General features: G+C 61.5%; 14 protein-coding genes and 2 pseudogenes. 9 read left to right on the forward strand and 7 right to left on the reverse strand.

What is annotated here, in order from left to right:
* The first annotated feature begins 32 nt into the window (after window positions 1-32).
* From ASG39_RS21980 to ASG39_RS24030, 4 genes and pseudogenes are all read left to right on the forward strand, one after another.
* Window positions 33-281: a hypothetical protein gene (locus tag ASG39_RS21980; RefSeq protein ID WP_062597111.1), complete on the forward strand. Its 249-nt coding sequence runs from the start codon at window positions 33-35 to the stop codon at window positions 279-281.
* A 67-nt stretch (window positions 282-348) separates the two neighbouring features.
* Entirely contained in the window at window positions 349-588 is a 240-nt protein-coding gene (locus tag ASG39_RS21985) for a type II toxin-antitoxin system prevent-host-death family antitoxin (RefSeq protein WP_062597112.1), read from the forward strand.
* Between the two features lie 9 nt (window positions 589-597).
* Window positions 598-942 (forward strand): type II toxin-antitoxin system VapC family toxin, encoded by a 345-nt coding sequence (locus ASG39_RS24025; protein WP_062597113.1) that lies wholly within the window; start codon window positions 598-600, stop codon window positions 940-942.
* Window positions 932-1,084, forward strand: a pseudogene (locus tag ASG39_RS24030) (integrase); the annotation flags it as partial. The gene ASG39_RS24025 and the pseudogene ASG39_RS24030, both read left to right, overlap by 11 nt.
* Window positions 1,085-1,544: 460 nt before the next feature.
* On the opposite strand, the gene ASG39_RS23535 reads toward ASG39_RS24030, so the two are convergent.
* Entirely contained in the window at window positions 1,545-1,943 is a 399-nt protein-coding gene (locus tag ASG39_RS23535; protein ID WP_082477429.1) for a LysR family transcriptional regulator, read from the reverse strand.
* 112 nt (window positions 1,944-2,055) lie between these two features.
* The gene (locus ASG39_RS22000) at window positions 2,056-2,736 is read right to left on the reverse strand and encodes a glutathione S-transferase family protein (protein WP_062597115.1); all 681 of its coding nucleotides are present in this window, start codon (window positions 2,734-2,736) and stop codon (window positions 2,056-2,058) included.
* A 184-nt stretch (window positions 2,737-2,920) separates the two neighbouring features.
* Between ASG39_RS22000 and ASG39_RS22005 the strand changes: the two genes are divergently transcribed.
* Both ASG39_RS22005 and ASG39_RS24615 read left to right on the forward strand, forming a co-directional pair.
* Window positions 2,921-3,952 carry an AraC family transcriptional regulator gene (locus ASG39_RS22005; RefSeq protein ID WP_062597116.1) on the forward strand — a complete coding sequence of 344 codons (1,032 nt, stop codon included), beginning with the start codon at window positions 2,921-2,923 and terminating at the stop codon, window positions 3,950-3,952.
* Window positions 3,953-3,987: 35 nt separating this feature from the next.
* A pseudogene (locus tag ASG39_RS24615) lies at window positions 3,988-4,163 on the forward strand (transposase domain-containing protein); the annotation flags it as partial.
* Between the two features lie 185 nt (window positions 4,164-4,348).
* Here the strand turns inward: ASG39_RS24615 and ugpC are convergent.
* From ugpC to ASG39_RS22030, 5 genes are all read right to left on the reverse strand, one after another.
* A complete protein-coding gene (gene ugpC / locus ASG39_RS22010; RefSeq protein ID WP_062597117.1) occupies window positions 4,349-5,332 on the reverse strand; it encodes a sn-glycerol-3-phosphate ABC transporter ATP-binding protein UgpC in 984 nt (327 codons plus the stop codon).
* 4 nt (window positions 5,333-5,336) lie between these two features.
* A complete protein-coding gene (locus tag ASG39_RS22015) occupies window positions 5,337-6,164 on the reverse strand; it encodes a carbohydrate ABC transporter permease (RefSeq protein ID WP_062597118.1) in 828 nt (275 codons plus the stop codon).
* Entirely contained in the window at window positions 6,161-7,039 is an 879-nt protein-coding gene (locus ASG39_RS22020; RefSeq protein ID WP_062597119.1) for a sugar ABC transporter permease, read from the reverse strand. The genes ASG39_RS22015 and ASG39_RS22020 overlap by 4 nt, the downstream gene beginning before the upstream one ends.
* Before the next feature lie 68 nt (window positions 7,040-7,107).
* Entirely contained in the window at window positions 7,108-8,388 is a 1,281-nt protein-coding gene (locus ASG39_RS22025; protein ID WP_062597120.1) for an extracellular solute-binding protein, read from the reverse strand.
* A 42-nt stretch (window positions 8,389-8,430) separates the two neighbouring features.
* Window positions 8,431-10,752, reverse strand: coding sequence for an alpha-L-rhamnosidase (locus ASG39_RS22030; protein ID WP_062597121.1), 2,322 nt, complete (start codon window positions 10,750-10,752; stop codon window positions 8,431-8,433).
* 125 nt (window positions 10,753-10,877) lie between these two features.
* Here ASG39_RS22030 and ASG39_RS22035 point away from each other — a divergent pair, with 125 nt between their 5' ends.
* From ASG39_RS22035 to ASG39_RS22045, 3 genes are all read left to right on the forward strand, one after another.
* Window positions 10,878-11,921: a LacI family DNA-binding transcriptional regulator gene (locus ASG39_RS22035; RefSeq protein ID WP_244481308.1), complete on the forward strand. Its 1,044-nt coding sequence runs from the start codon at window positions 10,878-10,880 to the stop codon at window positions 11,919-11,921.
* A gap of 345 nt (window positions 11,922-12,266) precedes the next feature.
* Entirely contained in the window at window positions 12,267-14,522 is a 2,256-nt protein-coding gene (locus ASG39_RS22040) for a LuxR family transcriptional regulator (RefSeq protein WP_244481309.1), read from the forward strand.
* Between the two features lie 159 nt (window positions 14,523-14,681).
* Window positions 14,682-16,241, forward strand: coding sequence for an ABC transporter substrate-binding protein (locus tag ASG39_RS22045; protein ID WP_062597123.1), 1,560 nt, complete (start codon window positions 14,682-14,684; stop codon window positions 16,239-16,241).
* The last annotated feature ends 10 nt before the right edge of the window (window positions 16,242-16,251 follow it).

Raw genomic sequence — 16,251 nt, forward strand, 5'->3', positions numbered from 1 at the left:
GATAACCAATAACTCTGACCGGAGATCAGTCCATGAAGCTGCTGCCGCTGATCCTTAGTAAGGCCGAATTGCTTTACAAGAGAATTGATCTGTTTGTTCTGCGCTTGATTATTGCCGGGCGTCCCGCTGCTCCCGGCAAGCAGGATCGGCACCTCTTTCTGCTCTATAGAGCGATGCGGCTCGGTGCCGCCCGGTCCAGGCCGGTTGATCCAGGCCGGATCGGAATCGCGAATGACGGCCCATCCTTTCTCTTGTCCGATGTTATATGGTCTACTGGTTGACCACCTCAGTCAATTGCGTCAATCTCTTATCCATCTCCAGAAGCATATCGAACCGAGAAGCCGCGCCGTGACGCAAATCGTGAAGGTTGCCGAAGCCAAGACCCATCTGTCCGAGCTGCTCGTGCGTGTCGAAGCTGGCGAGGACTTCATTATTGCCCGCGGCAATGATCCCATAGCGCGCCTGGTGGCGATGAATGAGCGACGCCAGCGCCTGTCAGCAATTGAGGCCATGCGCGCATTCCGCGCCAAGAGCAGTCCGGTAACCCATGACGAGATCCAGGCTTGGAAACACGAAGGGCGTCGCTGATGCCTTTCGTTGTTGACGCGCATTGCAGACGATGACGCCTTTGCACCTGACCTTCTCATCCATGAAATCCGAAGCATTCTCCTGAGTGCCGAACGCCGCGGCCGCATCTCCAGCGATTTGATATTTTCAGGCATGGCAAGGTTGCGAGCCTTGCCACTGCAATTGTCGGGTCCTGGTGACGACTTCGAGGTTGTCCGTTTGTCACGAGAATACCAACTGAGCGCTTACGACGCTGCGTACCTCGCCTTAGCTACCCTTGAACAGCTGGAGCTTGCCACACTCGATCGAAAGCTGGCAACGGCAGCTCGAAGGGAAAGCGTAAAAGTGCTTGGACCTCTTGCCAATGGAGACTAAGCGGCCGGACCGAACTGCAGTGGATCGGCGTGTGAAAGAGCTCGATACGATCGCCGCCGTGCTTCCGCTCGAGCGACGCGATGAACTTGCCAAGCTTCTGACCGATCAGGATGTCGAGACACTCCGCCATCTCGTCAACGAGTGTGATTAAGCGCGGAACTTTGACCCCATTTCGGCGCCGAAGAATAACCCCAGCGAGCGTACGCTAACCTACTAACCGAATTGACCTTTCGGCAAAATGCCTAGGGTCACCGTTCGACGCCTGTAGTGGGGGTCAAAGACCGCGCCGAAACACACGGCTTCGCGCAGCGCAGCGGGATCGTTGCTTCTCAGGTTGCCCCTGACCACGACGCGTGCCATTCGGTTTCCGTTGAAAAGATCCAGACGGGAAACGACGACAGTCCTGTGAACTCCAGGCAGTTTTGGTGGACAAGGTCCTCCGGTTGTTTGAAATCGCCATGACGTGAGAGGTAGTCGGGCGACGCGCAGAGGATGCGTCTGTGGTCAGCGAGTTTCCTCGCGATGATACGGCTGTCCCTGAGTTCCCCGATAGGAACGGCCGCATGGAACCCTTCCGCCACGAGATCCACGAAGGCGTCGGTTTAGTGCACTTCCAGATGCAGCTCGGGATGTTCCGCTATAAAATTGGGAATTTTTCGCGCGAGCCAGAGCCGACCCATAATAGCGGGCAAGGTAACTCGGAGCTCGCCGCGCACCGCGTCTACGCTGGCGGAAGGTTCGCGCTCCGCATCGGAAACGACTTCCGCCGCGACCCGCAGCCGGTCCGCCAGTGTCTGACCCGCCTCAGTTAGACGAAGCCTGCGCGTCGTGCGTTCTACGAGCCGAACGCCAAGGCGCTGCTCCAGAGCCTGTACCCGCTTCGTCACGACGGTAGCGTGACGACCGAGCAGGCAGGCCGCCTTCACGAACGATCCGGTCGCTGCCCGTGCGAGGAAGGCGGCATGCTCATCTGAAACCGTGTTGGTCTGGCGCAAGGGCATACGCGTGACTCCGGGAATTTGGAGCCGTTGTCAATCGTCTGCCCTGGTCAGGCGGGCAGTGCGGTCCGGTCTCCGACCGCGCTGACAATCCCGTCAGTCAACTGGAGTACGCTCACTGGCGTCTCGAGAGCAACGCGTTGTCTAGCCTGACACTTCGCATGTAAGCCTCTCTCTCGACGAGCTTACCCGCATATTTTACGAAGGCCTCGCGCGGGGGAATAGTTCCCAATCCCAGACCCCAGCCGATATGCGAACCGATATAGACGTCCGCCGCCGTGAACCTTTCGCCCGTGATGTAGGGGTGCCTTGTCACCGCGTATTCGAGTTGGTCCAAGGTGCGCTCGTAACTGCCGTGTCCCAGAAAGAATTCTTGTTCGGGCAAAGGTATGAACCCGGCGCGGTTGTTGGTGACAGCCTGTTCTACCGGGCCAGCGGCGAAAAACATCCAGCGATAGTAATCAGCTCTTTCACTGTCTCTGGGCGCAAGGCCCGCAGAGGGAAAGATGTCCGCAAGATAGGCAATGATCGCTCCACTTTCCGTCACGACACGGCCGTCGTCTACGATAGCAGGTATCTTGCCAATGGGGTTCAACTCCCTGAAGAAGCGCGCCTGCTCGCTTTCGGTATCGATGGCGGCGGGTTTTTCGAGGGCGGCTCCGCCCCATGGGTCATCCGCGCTGACTTTTTGGTAATCAAGCACCACGGTTTGGTAAGTCGCTCCCACTTCTTCGAGCATCCACCGGACCATACGTCCTCGTGAATTCGGGTTGGTATAGAACTTGATTTTCAACATGTGGCTCCTTGTCGTTGGCGCCTATGTCATAGGTGTGTGTCTCCGATCGCACTAAGGCATAAGACGCCAGAAAACTTGCAAACGACGCCAACTTCGTTGATGCTGCCGTCTCAGACCGGCGCCGCTTCGGCTGCTTGACCGCTTTCGCATCCATCGGCTTTGATCTCAAACGAAAGAAACCCGTATGACCGCCAGAGTGGTCTCCGTTCCCGATCGGTGCAGACTGCCTCGTCCGTTCTGGGTAGGACTTGAGTGTCTGGGCTTGCGGCCGTCCGCAGTCCTCGGCCACGCGAAACTGCCATCCATGCTACACATTGACGAGACTGCGGTGATCACGACGGAACAGCTCTTTGCGGTGTGGAAAGCCATCGAGACATTGTCGGACGACCCGAGCTTCGGTCTTCGGATGGTGGAAAGCACGAGCACGTCCAACCACAAACTTGCGTTTCTCGCAGCATCTTTCGCGGCCACCTACCGCGATGGACTGGACCGAATGGTACGCTTCAAGCGGGTATGCAGTCCGGACAAGATGCGAGTGGCGGAAGACGGCGGTACTGTTACCGTCATGACGGACTGGCCGCCTGGCGTGGGAGCGGAGCCAGCCTTGTCAGTCGACGCTAGCTTTGCCATGATCGTGGAACTGGGTCGGCGCGGCACGGGGAAGCGAATCCTCCCGGTGGCAGTGGAATACGCACGTCACAGTCAGGCCACGGAGACATACGAGAACTACTTCGGTTGTCCCGTTCGATTCGACGCGGACCGCGACAAGCTTGTCCTGAAATCGGAGGATCTGGAGCTTCCCTTCGTCGGGCACAATCCTGAAATGCTCTCGATCATGACCCCGGCACTCACGGCGGCTCTGGCAGACGTGGAGATGCGAGGAAGCCTGTCAGAACATGTCACATTTGTCCTAAAGCGGCAATTTGCCAGCGGTCGACCGGACATTGGCCGCGTTGCGCGCGAACTGGGATTAAGTGAAAGGACGTTGCAACGCCGCATAGCAGACGCGGGAACCACCTTCCGGGCGCTTCTTGACGAAGCTCGACGGGACGTTGGGGTATCGCTCCTTCGCGACCTGTCGATCACCGTCGAGGAAGTGGCGTTTTTGCTCGGCTACGACGATGCAAGTTCTTTCTACCGTTCGTTCCGAAGCTGGGAGAAGACGAGCCCCCGCCGATGGCGGATGAGATATGTCCCCGCCGATGCTGGACGGTGACCCGGCCGAGTGGCGACACACTTATCAGCTAGGCGTTTGCGGAATCAGACAAGGGCGGCGTACGCGCCGCTGCAATCCTGTCGTTGCTCGAGACCGCAAAGCTCAACGGCCTCGATCCGGAATCCGGCGAAAGGTCCTCTCCCACATCGCCGATCATTCCATAAACCGGATCAGCGACCTCCAGCCGTGGAACCTGCAAGATCCGTCATAAATGTCCTGACGGACGCTTACGTCAAACAGCGCAAATGGCTGTGCGGTAAGTGCCTCGCGCGAAGCCGTTGTAAAATGCGGCAGCCACTCTCCCATGTGGCTAACTGCCTTATTAATCACCAACTGTCTTGATGCAATTCGAACCAGAGCCACACTCCGGCACTTGTCGTCCCGATAACGGGGTGATCAGCGATCGAAAAAGTATTCAGCCCCAAGTGTCGGCGTTGCCCAGACGGTCGCTTCCGGCTGAAAATCGGCGCTGCTATGCGTGCGCGCCACCATGTCGCCGAACCCTTCGACCTTGAAGTAGACCAGGGCATCGGCACCGAGCCGCTCGACATGGCGGATCCTGCCGCTCCACCGGCCGCTCTGGGAGGAGAGCGTCACGTCTTCCGGCCGGATGCCGTAGGTCTTGCAGCCCAGCCCCTCGGCGGCCGCACCCGTATAGAGGTTCATCCTCGGGCTGCCGATGAAACCGGCGACGAACGGCGTCGCCGGTTTGGTGTAGAGGTCCATGGGTGTGCCGACCTGCTCGACCTCTCCGCCCTTCAGAACCACGATCTTGTCGGCCATGGTCATCGCCTCGACCTGATCGTGGGTCACATAGATCATCGTCGTCCCGAGCTTCTTGTGCAGGTCGGTGATCTCGAGCCGCATCTGCGCGCGGAGCGAGGCATCGAGGTTGGACAGAGGCTCGTCGAACAGGAAGACGGCGGGATTGCGCACGATCGCGCGGCCGATCGCCACGCGCTGCCGCTGGCCGCCGGAAAGCGCTTTCGGTTTGCGATCGAGCAGCGGGGTCAGTTGCAGCGACTCCGCCGCCTCCCTGACCTTGCTCTCGATCTCCGCCTTGGGTCGCCCTGCCAGCGACAGGCCGAAACCGATGTTCTCCGCCACGGTCATATGCGGATAAAGCGCATAGGACTGGAACACCATCGCAATGCCCCGTTTCGATGGATCGGCCCAGGTCACGTCCTTGCCGCCGATCGTCAGAAGGCCGGACGTGACGTCCTCCAGCCCCGCGATCATGCGCAGCAGCGTCGATTTTCCGCAGCCGGAAGGGCCGACGAAGACGACGAATTCGCCGGGGCGGATATCGAGGTCGATGCCCTTGATGACCTCCAACGCGCCAAAGCTCTTGCGGATGTTCTTGAGTTGAACGCCTGACATGCCCCTAGCCTTTCACACCGCCGGCCGTCATGCCGGCAACGATCTGTCGATTGAAAAAGATGAACACGATGAGCGGCGGGATCGTCACGAGGAGAATGTTCATGAAGAGCAGATTGTACTGGCTCGAATACATGCTCTGGAAGTTGAAGAGCGTCAGCTGCACCGTGACGTTTTCCCGTCCCGGCAGGTAGTAGAGCGGGTTGGTGAAGTCGTTGAAGATCGCAATCGACTGAACGACGATATTGGTCACCGTAACGGGCTTCAGCAGCGGCATTACCACACGGAAGAAGATCTGCCACGGCTTTGCGCCATCGATCAACGCGGCTTCGTCGAGGTCGCGCGGAATGGTGCCGATGAACGAGCGATAGAGCAGCGTGGAAAAGGACAGGTTGTAGGCGACCTGGATGAGCACCATCCCCGTCATCGTCTTGAAGAGGCCGATCGATTGCAGCAGGCCGATCGTCGGCACCACGGCCGGCGGCATCATAAGCCCGATGAGAACGGCCCCCTGCGCGATGCTGTTCCAGCGCGACCGCCGCCGCTGCATCACATATCCGACCATGGCCGAGAGCACGACGAGGATCGTCACGGAAAACAGCGTGATGATGGTGGAATTGAAATAGGCGAGCAGCAGCTGATAATTGCGGGCCTCGACGACGGCGACGAGATTGTCCCAGAGCAGCCAGTCCTGAGGCAACTGAAAATTCAGGCGCGACGCTTCCGAGCGCGACTTCACCGCCTGCAACGCGATGAACAGAAAGGGAATGACGAAGACGACCGCGGCAACGGCGAGCGAAAGGCAGCCGACAATGATGGGTCGCACACGCCTCATTGGTCGATCTCCCGACGATGGAACATCCGTGTCAGCGGCACCAGGATCGCGGCGATCAGGGCAAACAGAATGACGTTGCCGGCCGTCGAAAGCCCGTAGAATCCGGCCTGATACTGCTTGTAGATCACCGAGGCGAGGACATCGGAGGAAAAGCCCGGGCCACCGCGCGTCATCGCCCAGATCAGATCGAAGGAGCGCAGACCGCCGATCAGCGACAGCGTCACGACGGTGATCGTCGCCGGCTGCACCAAGGGCAGCGTGATGCGGCGGAACTGCTGCAGGCGGGTTGCCCCGTCGATGCGCGAGGCCTCGTAATAGTCCGGGTTGATGGCTGCAAGACCGGCAATGAAGATCAGCGTTGCCAGCCCGACCCCCTTCCAGAGATCGACCAGCGCGACGGAGACAAGGGCGAGCGCCGGATCGGTCAGCCAGCCCGGACCATCGATGCCGATCGCGTCCAGCGCCACATTGATGATGCCCCGGGTCGGATGCATCATGACGGTGAATGTGATGCCGACCCCGATCGTCGAGACCAGAACGGGAAAGAAGACCACGGTGCGCAGGAAGCTGCGCGCCATGATGTTGCTGGTGAGCAGCACCGCGAGCAGGAGACCGAAGACGGTCTTCAGGCCGGAGGTCATGGCGGCATAGATCAGCGTGTTGATCAGCCCCTGGACCAGAAACGGCTCGGAAAAGAACTGCCGGAAATTCTCAAGACCGATGAATTCGGCCGTCGTCAGGTCCCAGCGCGTCAGGCTGTACCAGAAGGACGTGGCGGTCGGCAGCAGGAAGAACACGCCATAGATCACCGCCGCCGGCAGAAAGAACCAGAGCGGATACGGCGATTTGCGTTTCGGTCTGATGGCCTCGACCATGGCTCCTCCTTCCACGGCATGGGGGTCCGCCCGCTTTCACGGGCGGCTTGCTCGCGCGATTGCCCGGCTTACCAGTTCGGAATGCCGAGCTGCTTTGCCTGCTTGCGCACATCCTCGTCGTAGAGGGCCGCAGCCTCGGCGGCCGGGCGCATGCCGGAGCCCACCTCGACGGTGATCTGTTCCAGCGCCGGACCCTTGATCGGCGAGAGAAACTCCAGGGCCGGCGCCGTCTTGCCGCTCTCGAAGTAGGGCAGCATATCGGTGATGGCCGGGGGCACGTCCGCCGGCAGGTCGCAGCCCTCGACCAGCGACGGTCCCTGCACGGTATTGACGGCCATCATCGCCTTGCAGCCTTCGACACTGCCGACGAAATCGGCAAATTTCCGGGCTTCCTCCGCCTGGGTGGTGGTCTTTGGAATATAGACGGCCGGCGGCATCCAGACCGTCAGGCCGTTCTTGGCCGCATCGTCGCCGGGCTGGGCGAAAAAGCCGACATCCGCGATCTCGTCCGGATAGTTCTGCTTCAGCGCACCGATGGCAAAGGACAGCATCGGATAATGCGCAGCCTCCCCGGTCGCCACCATGCGCAGGCCGTCGTCATAGGTGCCCGCGCCGAAATCTTCGTTCAACAGGTCCTTGTCGTGCACGTCCTGCAAACGCTCGAAGCCTTTCAGCGCTGCCGGCGTCGTTGCGTATTTCGCTTTGTTGGCGGTGTAGTCGGTGGCGAAGTTGGGCACCTGCGCCTGCAGATTATAGTAGTCGGCGAGCACGAAGAGCTGCGACGTCCAGGTATCGCGATAGGTCTGGGCAACGGCGACCTTGCCGGCCGCCTTGATCTTCTCGTTATTGGCCATGAATTCGGCCCAGGTCGTGGGTGGCGTCAGGCCAAGCTCGGCATAGATCTTTCTGTTGTAGAAAATGCCGCCGGCCATGGTGGTGCCGGCGGGCACGCCATAAACCTTGCCGCCCGCCGAAACGACCGCCTTGAAGCCATCGGCGATCTTGGCCTGGGACGGCAGATCGCTGAGATCGAGCAGCGCGGTCTCGGGCTTCAGAGCCTGTAGCAGCGAGCCGGAATTATAGAGAAACACGTCGGTCATCTCGCCGGTCGCAAGCCGGGTCTTGACGATGTTGTCGCCGTCGCCGCCGCCCGGGCGTTGCTCGACCTCGACGGTCACGTCGGGGTTCTTTTCGGCATAGGCCTTGGCGAGCGCCTCGGCGGCGGCCACCGAGTCTGCATTGTTATCGACCAGAAAGGTCAGCGTGGTGTCGGCAAAGGCCGGACCCGACAGAAGAAGCGCCGTCAGGGCCGTCAATGCCGTCCTTTTCGTCTTCATACGCAATGTCATTATGTTCCTCCTCCGAACAGTAAGACGACACGATGGAATGCACTAATGATGGTCTGGAACCTCGAACGTGATGTGATGACGCCCAGCCGCCATCACGGTATTGCCGGTCACGGGGTTCCCATTCAGCACCGGATTGACATGCCGCGCCGTTGGCACGAAGACGCCCTCGCAGCCTTGGGGAAGGCTGACGCTGTACGCGACCCTGCCGTCGGCGATCGTCCAGGCCGCCTCGATCCGCCCTTTCGCGATGTCGTGCCAGGCCGAAACGGGGTTGAGCTTTTCAAGCACCACCGGCGAGACGATAACACGGGCAAAGCCCGGATGATCGGGATCGGGTGAAAGTCCGGCCACGCTTTCAAACAGCCACTGGCAGACGGCACCATAGGAATAGTGGTTGTAGCTGTTCATGTCCGGGTCGTAGATGGTCCCGTCGGGCGCCATGGAATCCCAGCGCTCCCAGATCGTCGTCGCGCCCTGTTTCACCTGATAGAGCCAGCCCGGAACCTCTTCCTGCAGGAAGACGTTTTCGGCCAGATCGTCCAGGCCGAGCTTGGTTAGCGATGGCAGCAGAGCGGGCGTGCCGATGAAGCCGGTTCCGATTTTGTAGTCGGCATCCTCGACGACGCGCCGAAAATGCGCCTTGGCCGCCGCGACGTGCTCGGCCGGGATCAGATCGTTCAGGAACGCCAGCGCATAGGATGTCTGGTCGTTATGGGCGAGGCGGCCAGACGGCGAGAGGAATTCGGCGGCAAAGGCCTGTCGAATGTCCCCTGCCCGACGGTCCATCGTCCCGCGCAGATCGTCTCGCCCCAGCACACCCGCGATGCGCGCCAGAAGCGCCGTGGACATGAAGTGATAGAGGGTTGCGGCGCAGTCGTCGGCGATGGTCGGCCGCGGCTTGCGATTGTCGCCCACCGGCTGCAGCCAGTCGCCGAAGGTGAAGCCGCGATCGCCCCAATGCGGCGGCGGGCGAACGATCGGACCGTCCGAGATCGACCAGAGGAAATCCACCCACCGCACCATGGCCTCAAGGCATTCCTCAAGCGCGCGCCGATCGCCGTAATGGGTATAGAGAACCCAGGGAATGATCACGATCGCATCGCCCCAGCCAGTCGATCCGGCATAGCCTGGAAAGTGCTCGGGATGCCGTCGTGTGGGGTCCGGAGACACGTGCGGGATCGCGCCGTCCGGGCGTTGATCGGCCATGACGTCGCGCAGATATTTGCGCAGAAAGGCCTCGCTGTCGGCCAGCCAGCAGGCCGTCGGCGCAAACACCTGAGCGTCGCCCGTCCAGCCCAGACGCTCGTCGCGCTGTGGGCAGTCGGTCGGCACTTCGATAAAATTGGCGCGCTGCGACCAGACCGTGTTCAGCACGAGCCGGTTGACGAGCGGGGAACCGCTCGTGAAGCCCCCTTTGATGTCGGCGACCGAGGTGATCGGAACGGAGGCGATCGCAACGATCTCCGCCTCGCCATCGATCGTCACACGCGCATAGCGATAGCCTTGGAAAGTGAAGGACGGCGCGTACGTTTCCTGCGCCCCGCCGGCCAGCGTGTAATGCGTCTCGGCAACGGCCGTCCGGTAGTTGCGGTTGTCGAAATGGCGATCGGGGCCCAGCACTTCCGAATGCTCGACGCGCACCATCGCGCCTCTCTGCCCGCGCACGGTATAGCGCACATAACCGCCGACATTCTGGCCGAAATCATACACCATCCGTCCCTCGGCATCCCGCCACTGATCGACCGCGGCAAGGGGGGAAAGCTCGCGCACCGGCGTCGTCTCATGGGCGACAAGCAGCGCCTTGTCGAAGGGTACGGCCTCGGTGCCGTGGGTTTCGGACAGCGCGATCCGCGCATCGTAGACCTCGCCCAAATAAATGCCCGACGTCACGATCGGCAGCGTGCCGCTCTTCCAGCGCGCATCGGTCGACAGCAGCATGCGGCTTCCGTCCACCAATTCGGCGATGGCGGCAATACGGTCGCCCCAGCAGTTGGGAATGGCGTTGGCACCCCACATCATCGGCGAACGATACCAGCCATCGGCCAGCCAGATCTCGATGCGGTTTTCGCCAGCGACGAGCAGCGGCGCGACATCGTAACGCTGATAGGCAATGCGGTGGTCGTAATTGGTCCAGCCCGGGGTCAACAGATCCTCGCCCACGCGCGTGCCGTTGATGAAGCAGCGATAGAGCCCCTGCGCGGAGATGAAGAGATCGACGACAGCCGGGACCGCGCCAAGCGCAAACCTCGTGGAAACGAAGCTGGCCGGCCGGCCGACACCCTGATCCGCCAAGGGCGCGATCATCTCCGCCGCCCAGTCGCGCTGCCGCAAGCCCGCGCGTGCCGCGATCGCATGCATGTTCATGATGTCCTCCCAGACAATGTAGAACGGTCTATGTATAACGTTCTACATTTTATCGCGGGATGCAATAGAATTCTTCGGCACCTTCTGCCATGGTGGCGAAGCGGTTGAGACTTCGGGGGAAAATAGTGAACAGCGACGAGAGCACGGCGACCAGAGAGCGCATCACCATCCGGACGGTCGCTGCTCATGCGGGCGTTTCCGTCGCTGCCGTCTCGAAAGTTCTGCGCAACGCCTATGGCGTGAGCGAGGCGCTGCGCGGGCGCGTCGAGGCCTCGATCGACACGCTCAACTACCGCCCGTCCCGTACGGCGCGCGGCCTGCGCGGCAGCACCTTCACAATCGGCCTCCTGCTCGTGGATATCCGCAACCCCTTCCTGCCGGAAGTGATCGACGGCGTGAACGGCGTGCTTGCACCCTCCCATTATCGGGCGATGATCGGTGTCGGCGAAGCCAGGACGCAGCTCGAGACATCGCTGATCGAATCGATGATCGACTACAAGATGGACGGGCTCATCCTCGTGGCACCACGCCTCCCCTCGGATGTCATCGCGCGGTTCGCCCAACAGATCCCGATCGTCGCGGTGGGGTACCACGACCCGACAGCCGAACTTTTCGACACCGTCAATTGCGACGATCAACGGGGCGCCGCGCTTGCGGTGGAGGCTTTTCTGGAACGCGGCTATCGGAGAATCTCGATGCTGACCTTCGGGGCGCGAGACGGACATCGGGTATCCGTCGTGCGGCAGCGCGAGATCGGCTATCGCCGGACCATGGAGGCGGCCGGGCTTGCGTCCGACATCGAGATTCACAGCGTCCCCGTCCTGTCGCCCGACAGGGAGGACAGCATCCGCGCCTTCATCTCCCGCCCTCACCGTCCCGAAGCGGTGTTCTGCTGGAGCGACCTCGACGCAGTCACCCTGCTCAACCTGGCGGCCGAAATGAACATCCGCGTGCCGGAGGACCTGGCTGTTATTGGCTACGACAATTCCCCTGTGGCGGGACTGAGCCTGATCAATCTCTCCAGTATCGACCAATCCGGCCGGGCCCTGGGCGTGATCGCCACGGAAACCCTCATGTCCCGGATCAAGGGCCGCCAGGAACCGGTGGCGCGCACGACGCCCCCAAGGCTCATCGCCCGCCGAAGCCTTAGCCATGCCGAGAAATCCTAAGGTCCGACCTGTTGTTGACGATGACCGAGATCGACACCGGCAAACGATCGACTTTGGAGCAGGATGGCGGCATCCTCAATCCCGTCCATCGACTGCTCAGAGTAAACACGTGACGCTTTCCGGAGAAATGAGGTGGGTGCCCTGATCGATCGGCCCGAGGTTATCGCCGGCATCCTTGATACCCGGCCCCCTATCGTCATCCTCGAAGCCCCTGCCGGCATGGGCAAATCGTCCATCCTGTCGCTGATCGCAAAGCGTACGGGTGCCGCTATCGTTTGCTCGGCCGAGCCTCCTGTATATCCCGTCCCGATCGATCCAGGCTTGGTCGCGACCGTGGGCTCAACAATGAAGGCGCCCATCCTTTGGGACATCCCACCCTACACGACGCCTCTTGCGATTCCGGAAGCCTATATCTCCGGCACGCATCGCGTGATTATCGCGAAGCGTCCCGACACCGTGCTGCCAGGACAGGCGCGGGCGCTGGCCTATGGACAGGCGACGTTCATCGGCAGCGACGGCCTGATGCTGTCGCAGCACGAGCTCGAAAGGCTGTTCGGGGACGCCTGCGAAGACGTGGCTGAGAAAAGCGGTGGATGGCCGCTCGCCGTCTTCAATGCGGGCCTCTTCGAAGGTCCGCCGGCCGTGCTGCAGGCCTTTCTCGATACCGAGTTGCTGGCGGCGATGCCCGACGAGGAACTGGTTGCCACCCGCCTGGCTCTGGACGAGACGGCCGGCCGGAAGCACGGCGCGACGCGGCATCCGTCATTCTCCGCAGCGCGGTACGCCACCGCGCCGCCCCTGCCACAAATGGCGCCGTTTCTGATGCGCCCCGACGCTGACGGCCGTCCGAGGCTTGCCGTCCCCGGCATTCGCGACGTCCTGCGAGAAGCGATCGACCCTGTGCTGGAGCGGCGGCTGCGCAACGCCGGGAGCGCGAGGGCGATTGCCGAAGCCTATCTCGCGAACGGTTTCGTCGTCGAGGCGATCTGCGCTTTCCAGAGGGCCGGTCTGTTCGACAATGCGCTTCGGATCTTCCAAGACGCGGGCGGCTCGTTCTTTCTCTATTATTTCGGGCCTGAGGCCTTCGATACCGTCCTTGCCGGGTTTCCGCTGACCCTTTCCATCCGGACGGAAGTCCTCGTCCTCGCCAAAGCGCTGCAATCGCTGAAACTCGGCGACATCGCCCGCGCGCGCCGCTTGCTCATCGACCGCTTCGGCGAGGTCGCCAATGATTACACCCAAGTGTTTTCCAGCCGCTCGATCTTTTCGCGCCAGTTCCGGGCGTTCCGGCTCGTGATGCTCCTGTATGAGGACTACTTCTTCTCAGAGGAACTGCTGGAGCGCGCTTATGCGCTGATCACGGAATTTCCGGTGGACGACCATCTGTCGCGCGGCAGCTTTTACAATTCCGTGCTCGAATTCTACATCCGCAACCGGCAGTTTGCCGCTGCCGAGGAGGTGGCGCAGCGTGCCATGGTGCATTATCGTGCCGCGCAGGCGCCGCTGCTCGCCTTCTACATCAGCCTCCACCAGACGCTGATCCGGCTGATGATGGGAGATGCGCTGACGGCGCGCCGCCATGCGACGCAATCGGCGGCCTTCCTTGCGGAACTCCCTTTCGAAAGCGCCAATGATGCACGGCTTCAGGTGCTGATGGAGGCCTGCGTCGAGTATGAGGCGGGACGGGCCGAGCCGCTGGCGCGCTTTCTCAACCTTGAGATCGATGGCTTCGCCCACGGCGAAATCTGGCCGAGCCTTCTCGAATTCGCGCTCCACTATGGCAGCCAGGCATTAGGCGAGCATTTTTCTACCATGGCGGCCCGAAGCTTTCTCGATCGATGGCGGGTCTACCAGACGTCGAACGGACAGTTCCAGGCGATGATCTCGATCCGCGAGGCGGCCGTTCTTCAGAACGCGAACCGCTGGCAGGAAGCGGCCAATGCTCTGACGGCGATTCCGGGCCGGGTCGATCGGGCCTTCGTCCTTGCCGGCGGCGAGCCTCTCGGCCGTGTGCAGGAGCGCGACGCGCTGGCGCTCGCGCTGAGCTGGCTTCGCCAGCTCATCTACGAGGCGCCGCAGCGGCCCGGCCTCGATCGGCTCGTTACCACCGTGATCGGCAACATGAATTTAACGGATCGCCAGCGGATGAGCGCCGAGATCTGGCTTGCCTATGTCAGCAAGCGGCAGCGAAATGCGACGCAGGCACGCGCCGTGCTTCAGAAAACCCTCGGCGACTGCGTCAGGCTCGGCACCATCGCGCCGCTCGCTGAGGAACGCATCTTCCTGCAGGAACTCATCGACAACCAGCGCATCGGCGGGTTTCTTTCGACCATCGCGGCCAATCGCCAGATCCTGCGCAAGCTGAGGGATTCCGGCCGGCTCGACAACCAGTCCGTCAAGATCGGCAACACGCTGTCGCGGCGGGAAAGCAAGATCCTGCTGATGATCTCCGAGGGTGCGGCAAACAAGGATGTTGCCAATACGCTCGGTCTGAGCGAGGCGACGGTCAAGTTCCATCTGGGCAATGTCTACCGGAAGCTCGGCTGCCGTAGCCGCCAGGAAGCCATCGGTTCGGCGCGCGCGCTCGGCCTTCTCGGCTAAGCTCCAAGCCGATGCCCGGCATAAAACCTAGACTATTTAAGCGAAAACCTAGCCGTGGCGATGCTTGAGACCATCGTTCCGCCATGCAAGCTTGTGTGCATAAGAGATGACGGCCAACAGACGGCCGCGCCGGGAACTTTTGAAACCACGGGAGACACAATGCGCACGCTTTGCACCCTCGCCTCCACCGCCGTCATCGCACTGGTTGCCGGCTCCGCCGGATCGGCCGCTGCGAAAACCGTCGTGACCATGAACACCGTTCAGATCTTCGGCACGATCGATCCAGCCAAGATCTCCGACTATACGGACTACATGTCCGCTGTTAACCTCTATGACAGCCTGACCACAGTCGATCCGGCCGGCAAGATCATCCCCGAGCTGGCGGAAAGCTGGACCGTTTCGGATGACGCCAAGGAGGTCACCTACAAGATCCGCGCCGACGCCAAGTTCTCGGATGGCTCGCCGGTCGAGGCGAAGGACGTGGTCTACGCGTTCGAGCGGCTCTTTCGCATCAACCAGGGTCCGGCCAACCTCTTCACCGACATCCTGAAGCCCGGCTCGATCGTCGCCGTCGACGACAAGACGGTCAAGTTCACGCTGTCGAAGACCTTTGCGCCCTTCCTGACCACGGTCCCCGCCGTCTTCATCGTTAATGCGGACGTGGTGGAGGCCAACAAGGGCAGCGACGACGCACAGGCCTATCTCGGCAGCACCGTTGCCGGAGCCGGTGCCTACAAGCTGGTCGAATGGGACCGCGGCGCGCGCATGACGATCGAGCGCGACCCGAACTATTACAAGGGCTTCGGCAAGGGGCCGATCGACGAGGTGCGTTGGATCATCACGAATGACGAGGCCACGGTGCGATCGCTGGCGGCTTCTGGCGAATTGACCATGAGCAGCCAGTACCAGTCGCCCGAGACCTACAAGGCGCTTGCCGACATGGGCCGCTTCACGATCTTCAGCGAACCCACGACCACGGCGTTCTACCTGAAGCTCAACACCAAGGTGCCGCCGACCGACGACGTGCATATCCGCCGTGCGCTGGCGCTGGCGACCGACTACCAGACGATCCGCGATGTCATCCTTCCCGGTGGCGAACTGACGACGCCGCTTCCGGCTGGCTTTGCCGAGTTCCATGCCAGCGACGTGCCCGCGCCGACGTATGATCTGGAAGCGGCGAAGGCAGAGATCGCCAAGTCGAAATATGCCGGCTCCGACATCCCGATCACGCTCGGCTACGTCGCTGGCACGAAGTTCGAGGAAGAGATCAGCCTGCTGATGCAGTCGAACCTCGAACCACTCGGCTTCAAGGTGACGCAGCAGGCCGATCCGTGGAACCGCGTGACGGAGATCACGACCAAGGTCGAGACGACGCCCGCCGTCAACCAGATCTTCTTCAGCCCGACCTATCCCTCCCCAGACTCGATGTTCTTTACCCAGTATCACTCGAAATCCGCTGGCACCTGGGCCTCCGCCGAATGGCTGCAGGATCCGGCCATCGACGCCCTGATCGACGAGGCCCGATCGACGGCCGACGTTGCAAAGCAGGCCGTGATCTACAAAGACCTGCAGCGGAAACTGGTCGAGATCCAGCCGGACGTCTACCTGATGACCCAGACCGTCCAGCACGCGATGGACAAATGCCTGACCGGTTTCAAGGCCGTGCCCATGCAGTCCTTCGACTACGATTTCACCCGCTACAGCTGGACCTGCGACTGATCGCCCCTTC

Origin of the sequence: Rhizobium sp. Leaf371 (assembly GCF_001424045.1) — a bacterium.
In the GTDB taxonomy this organism is placed as follows: domain Bacteria; phylum Pseudomonadota; class Alphaproteobacteria; order Rhizobiales; family Rhizobiaceae; genus Ferranicluibacter.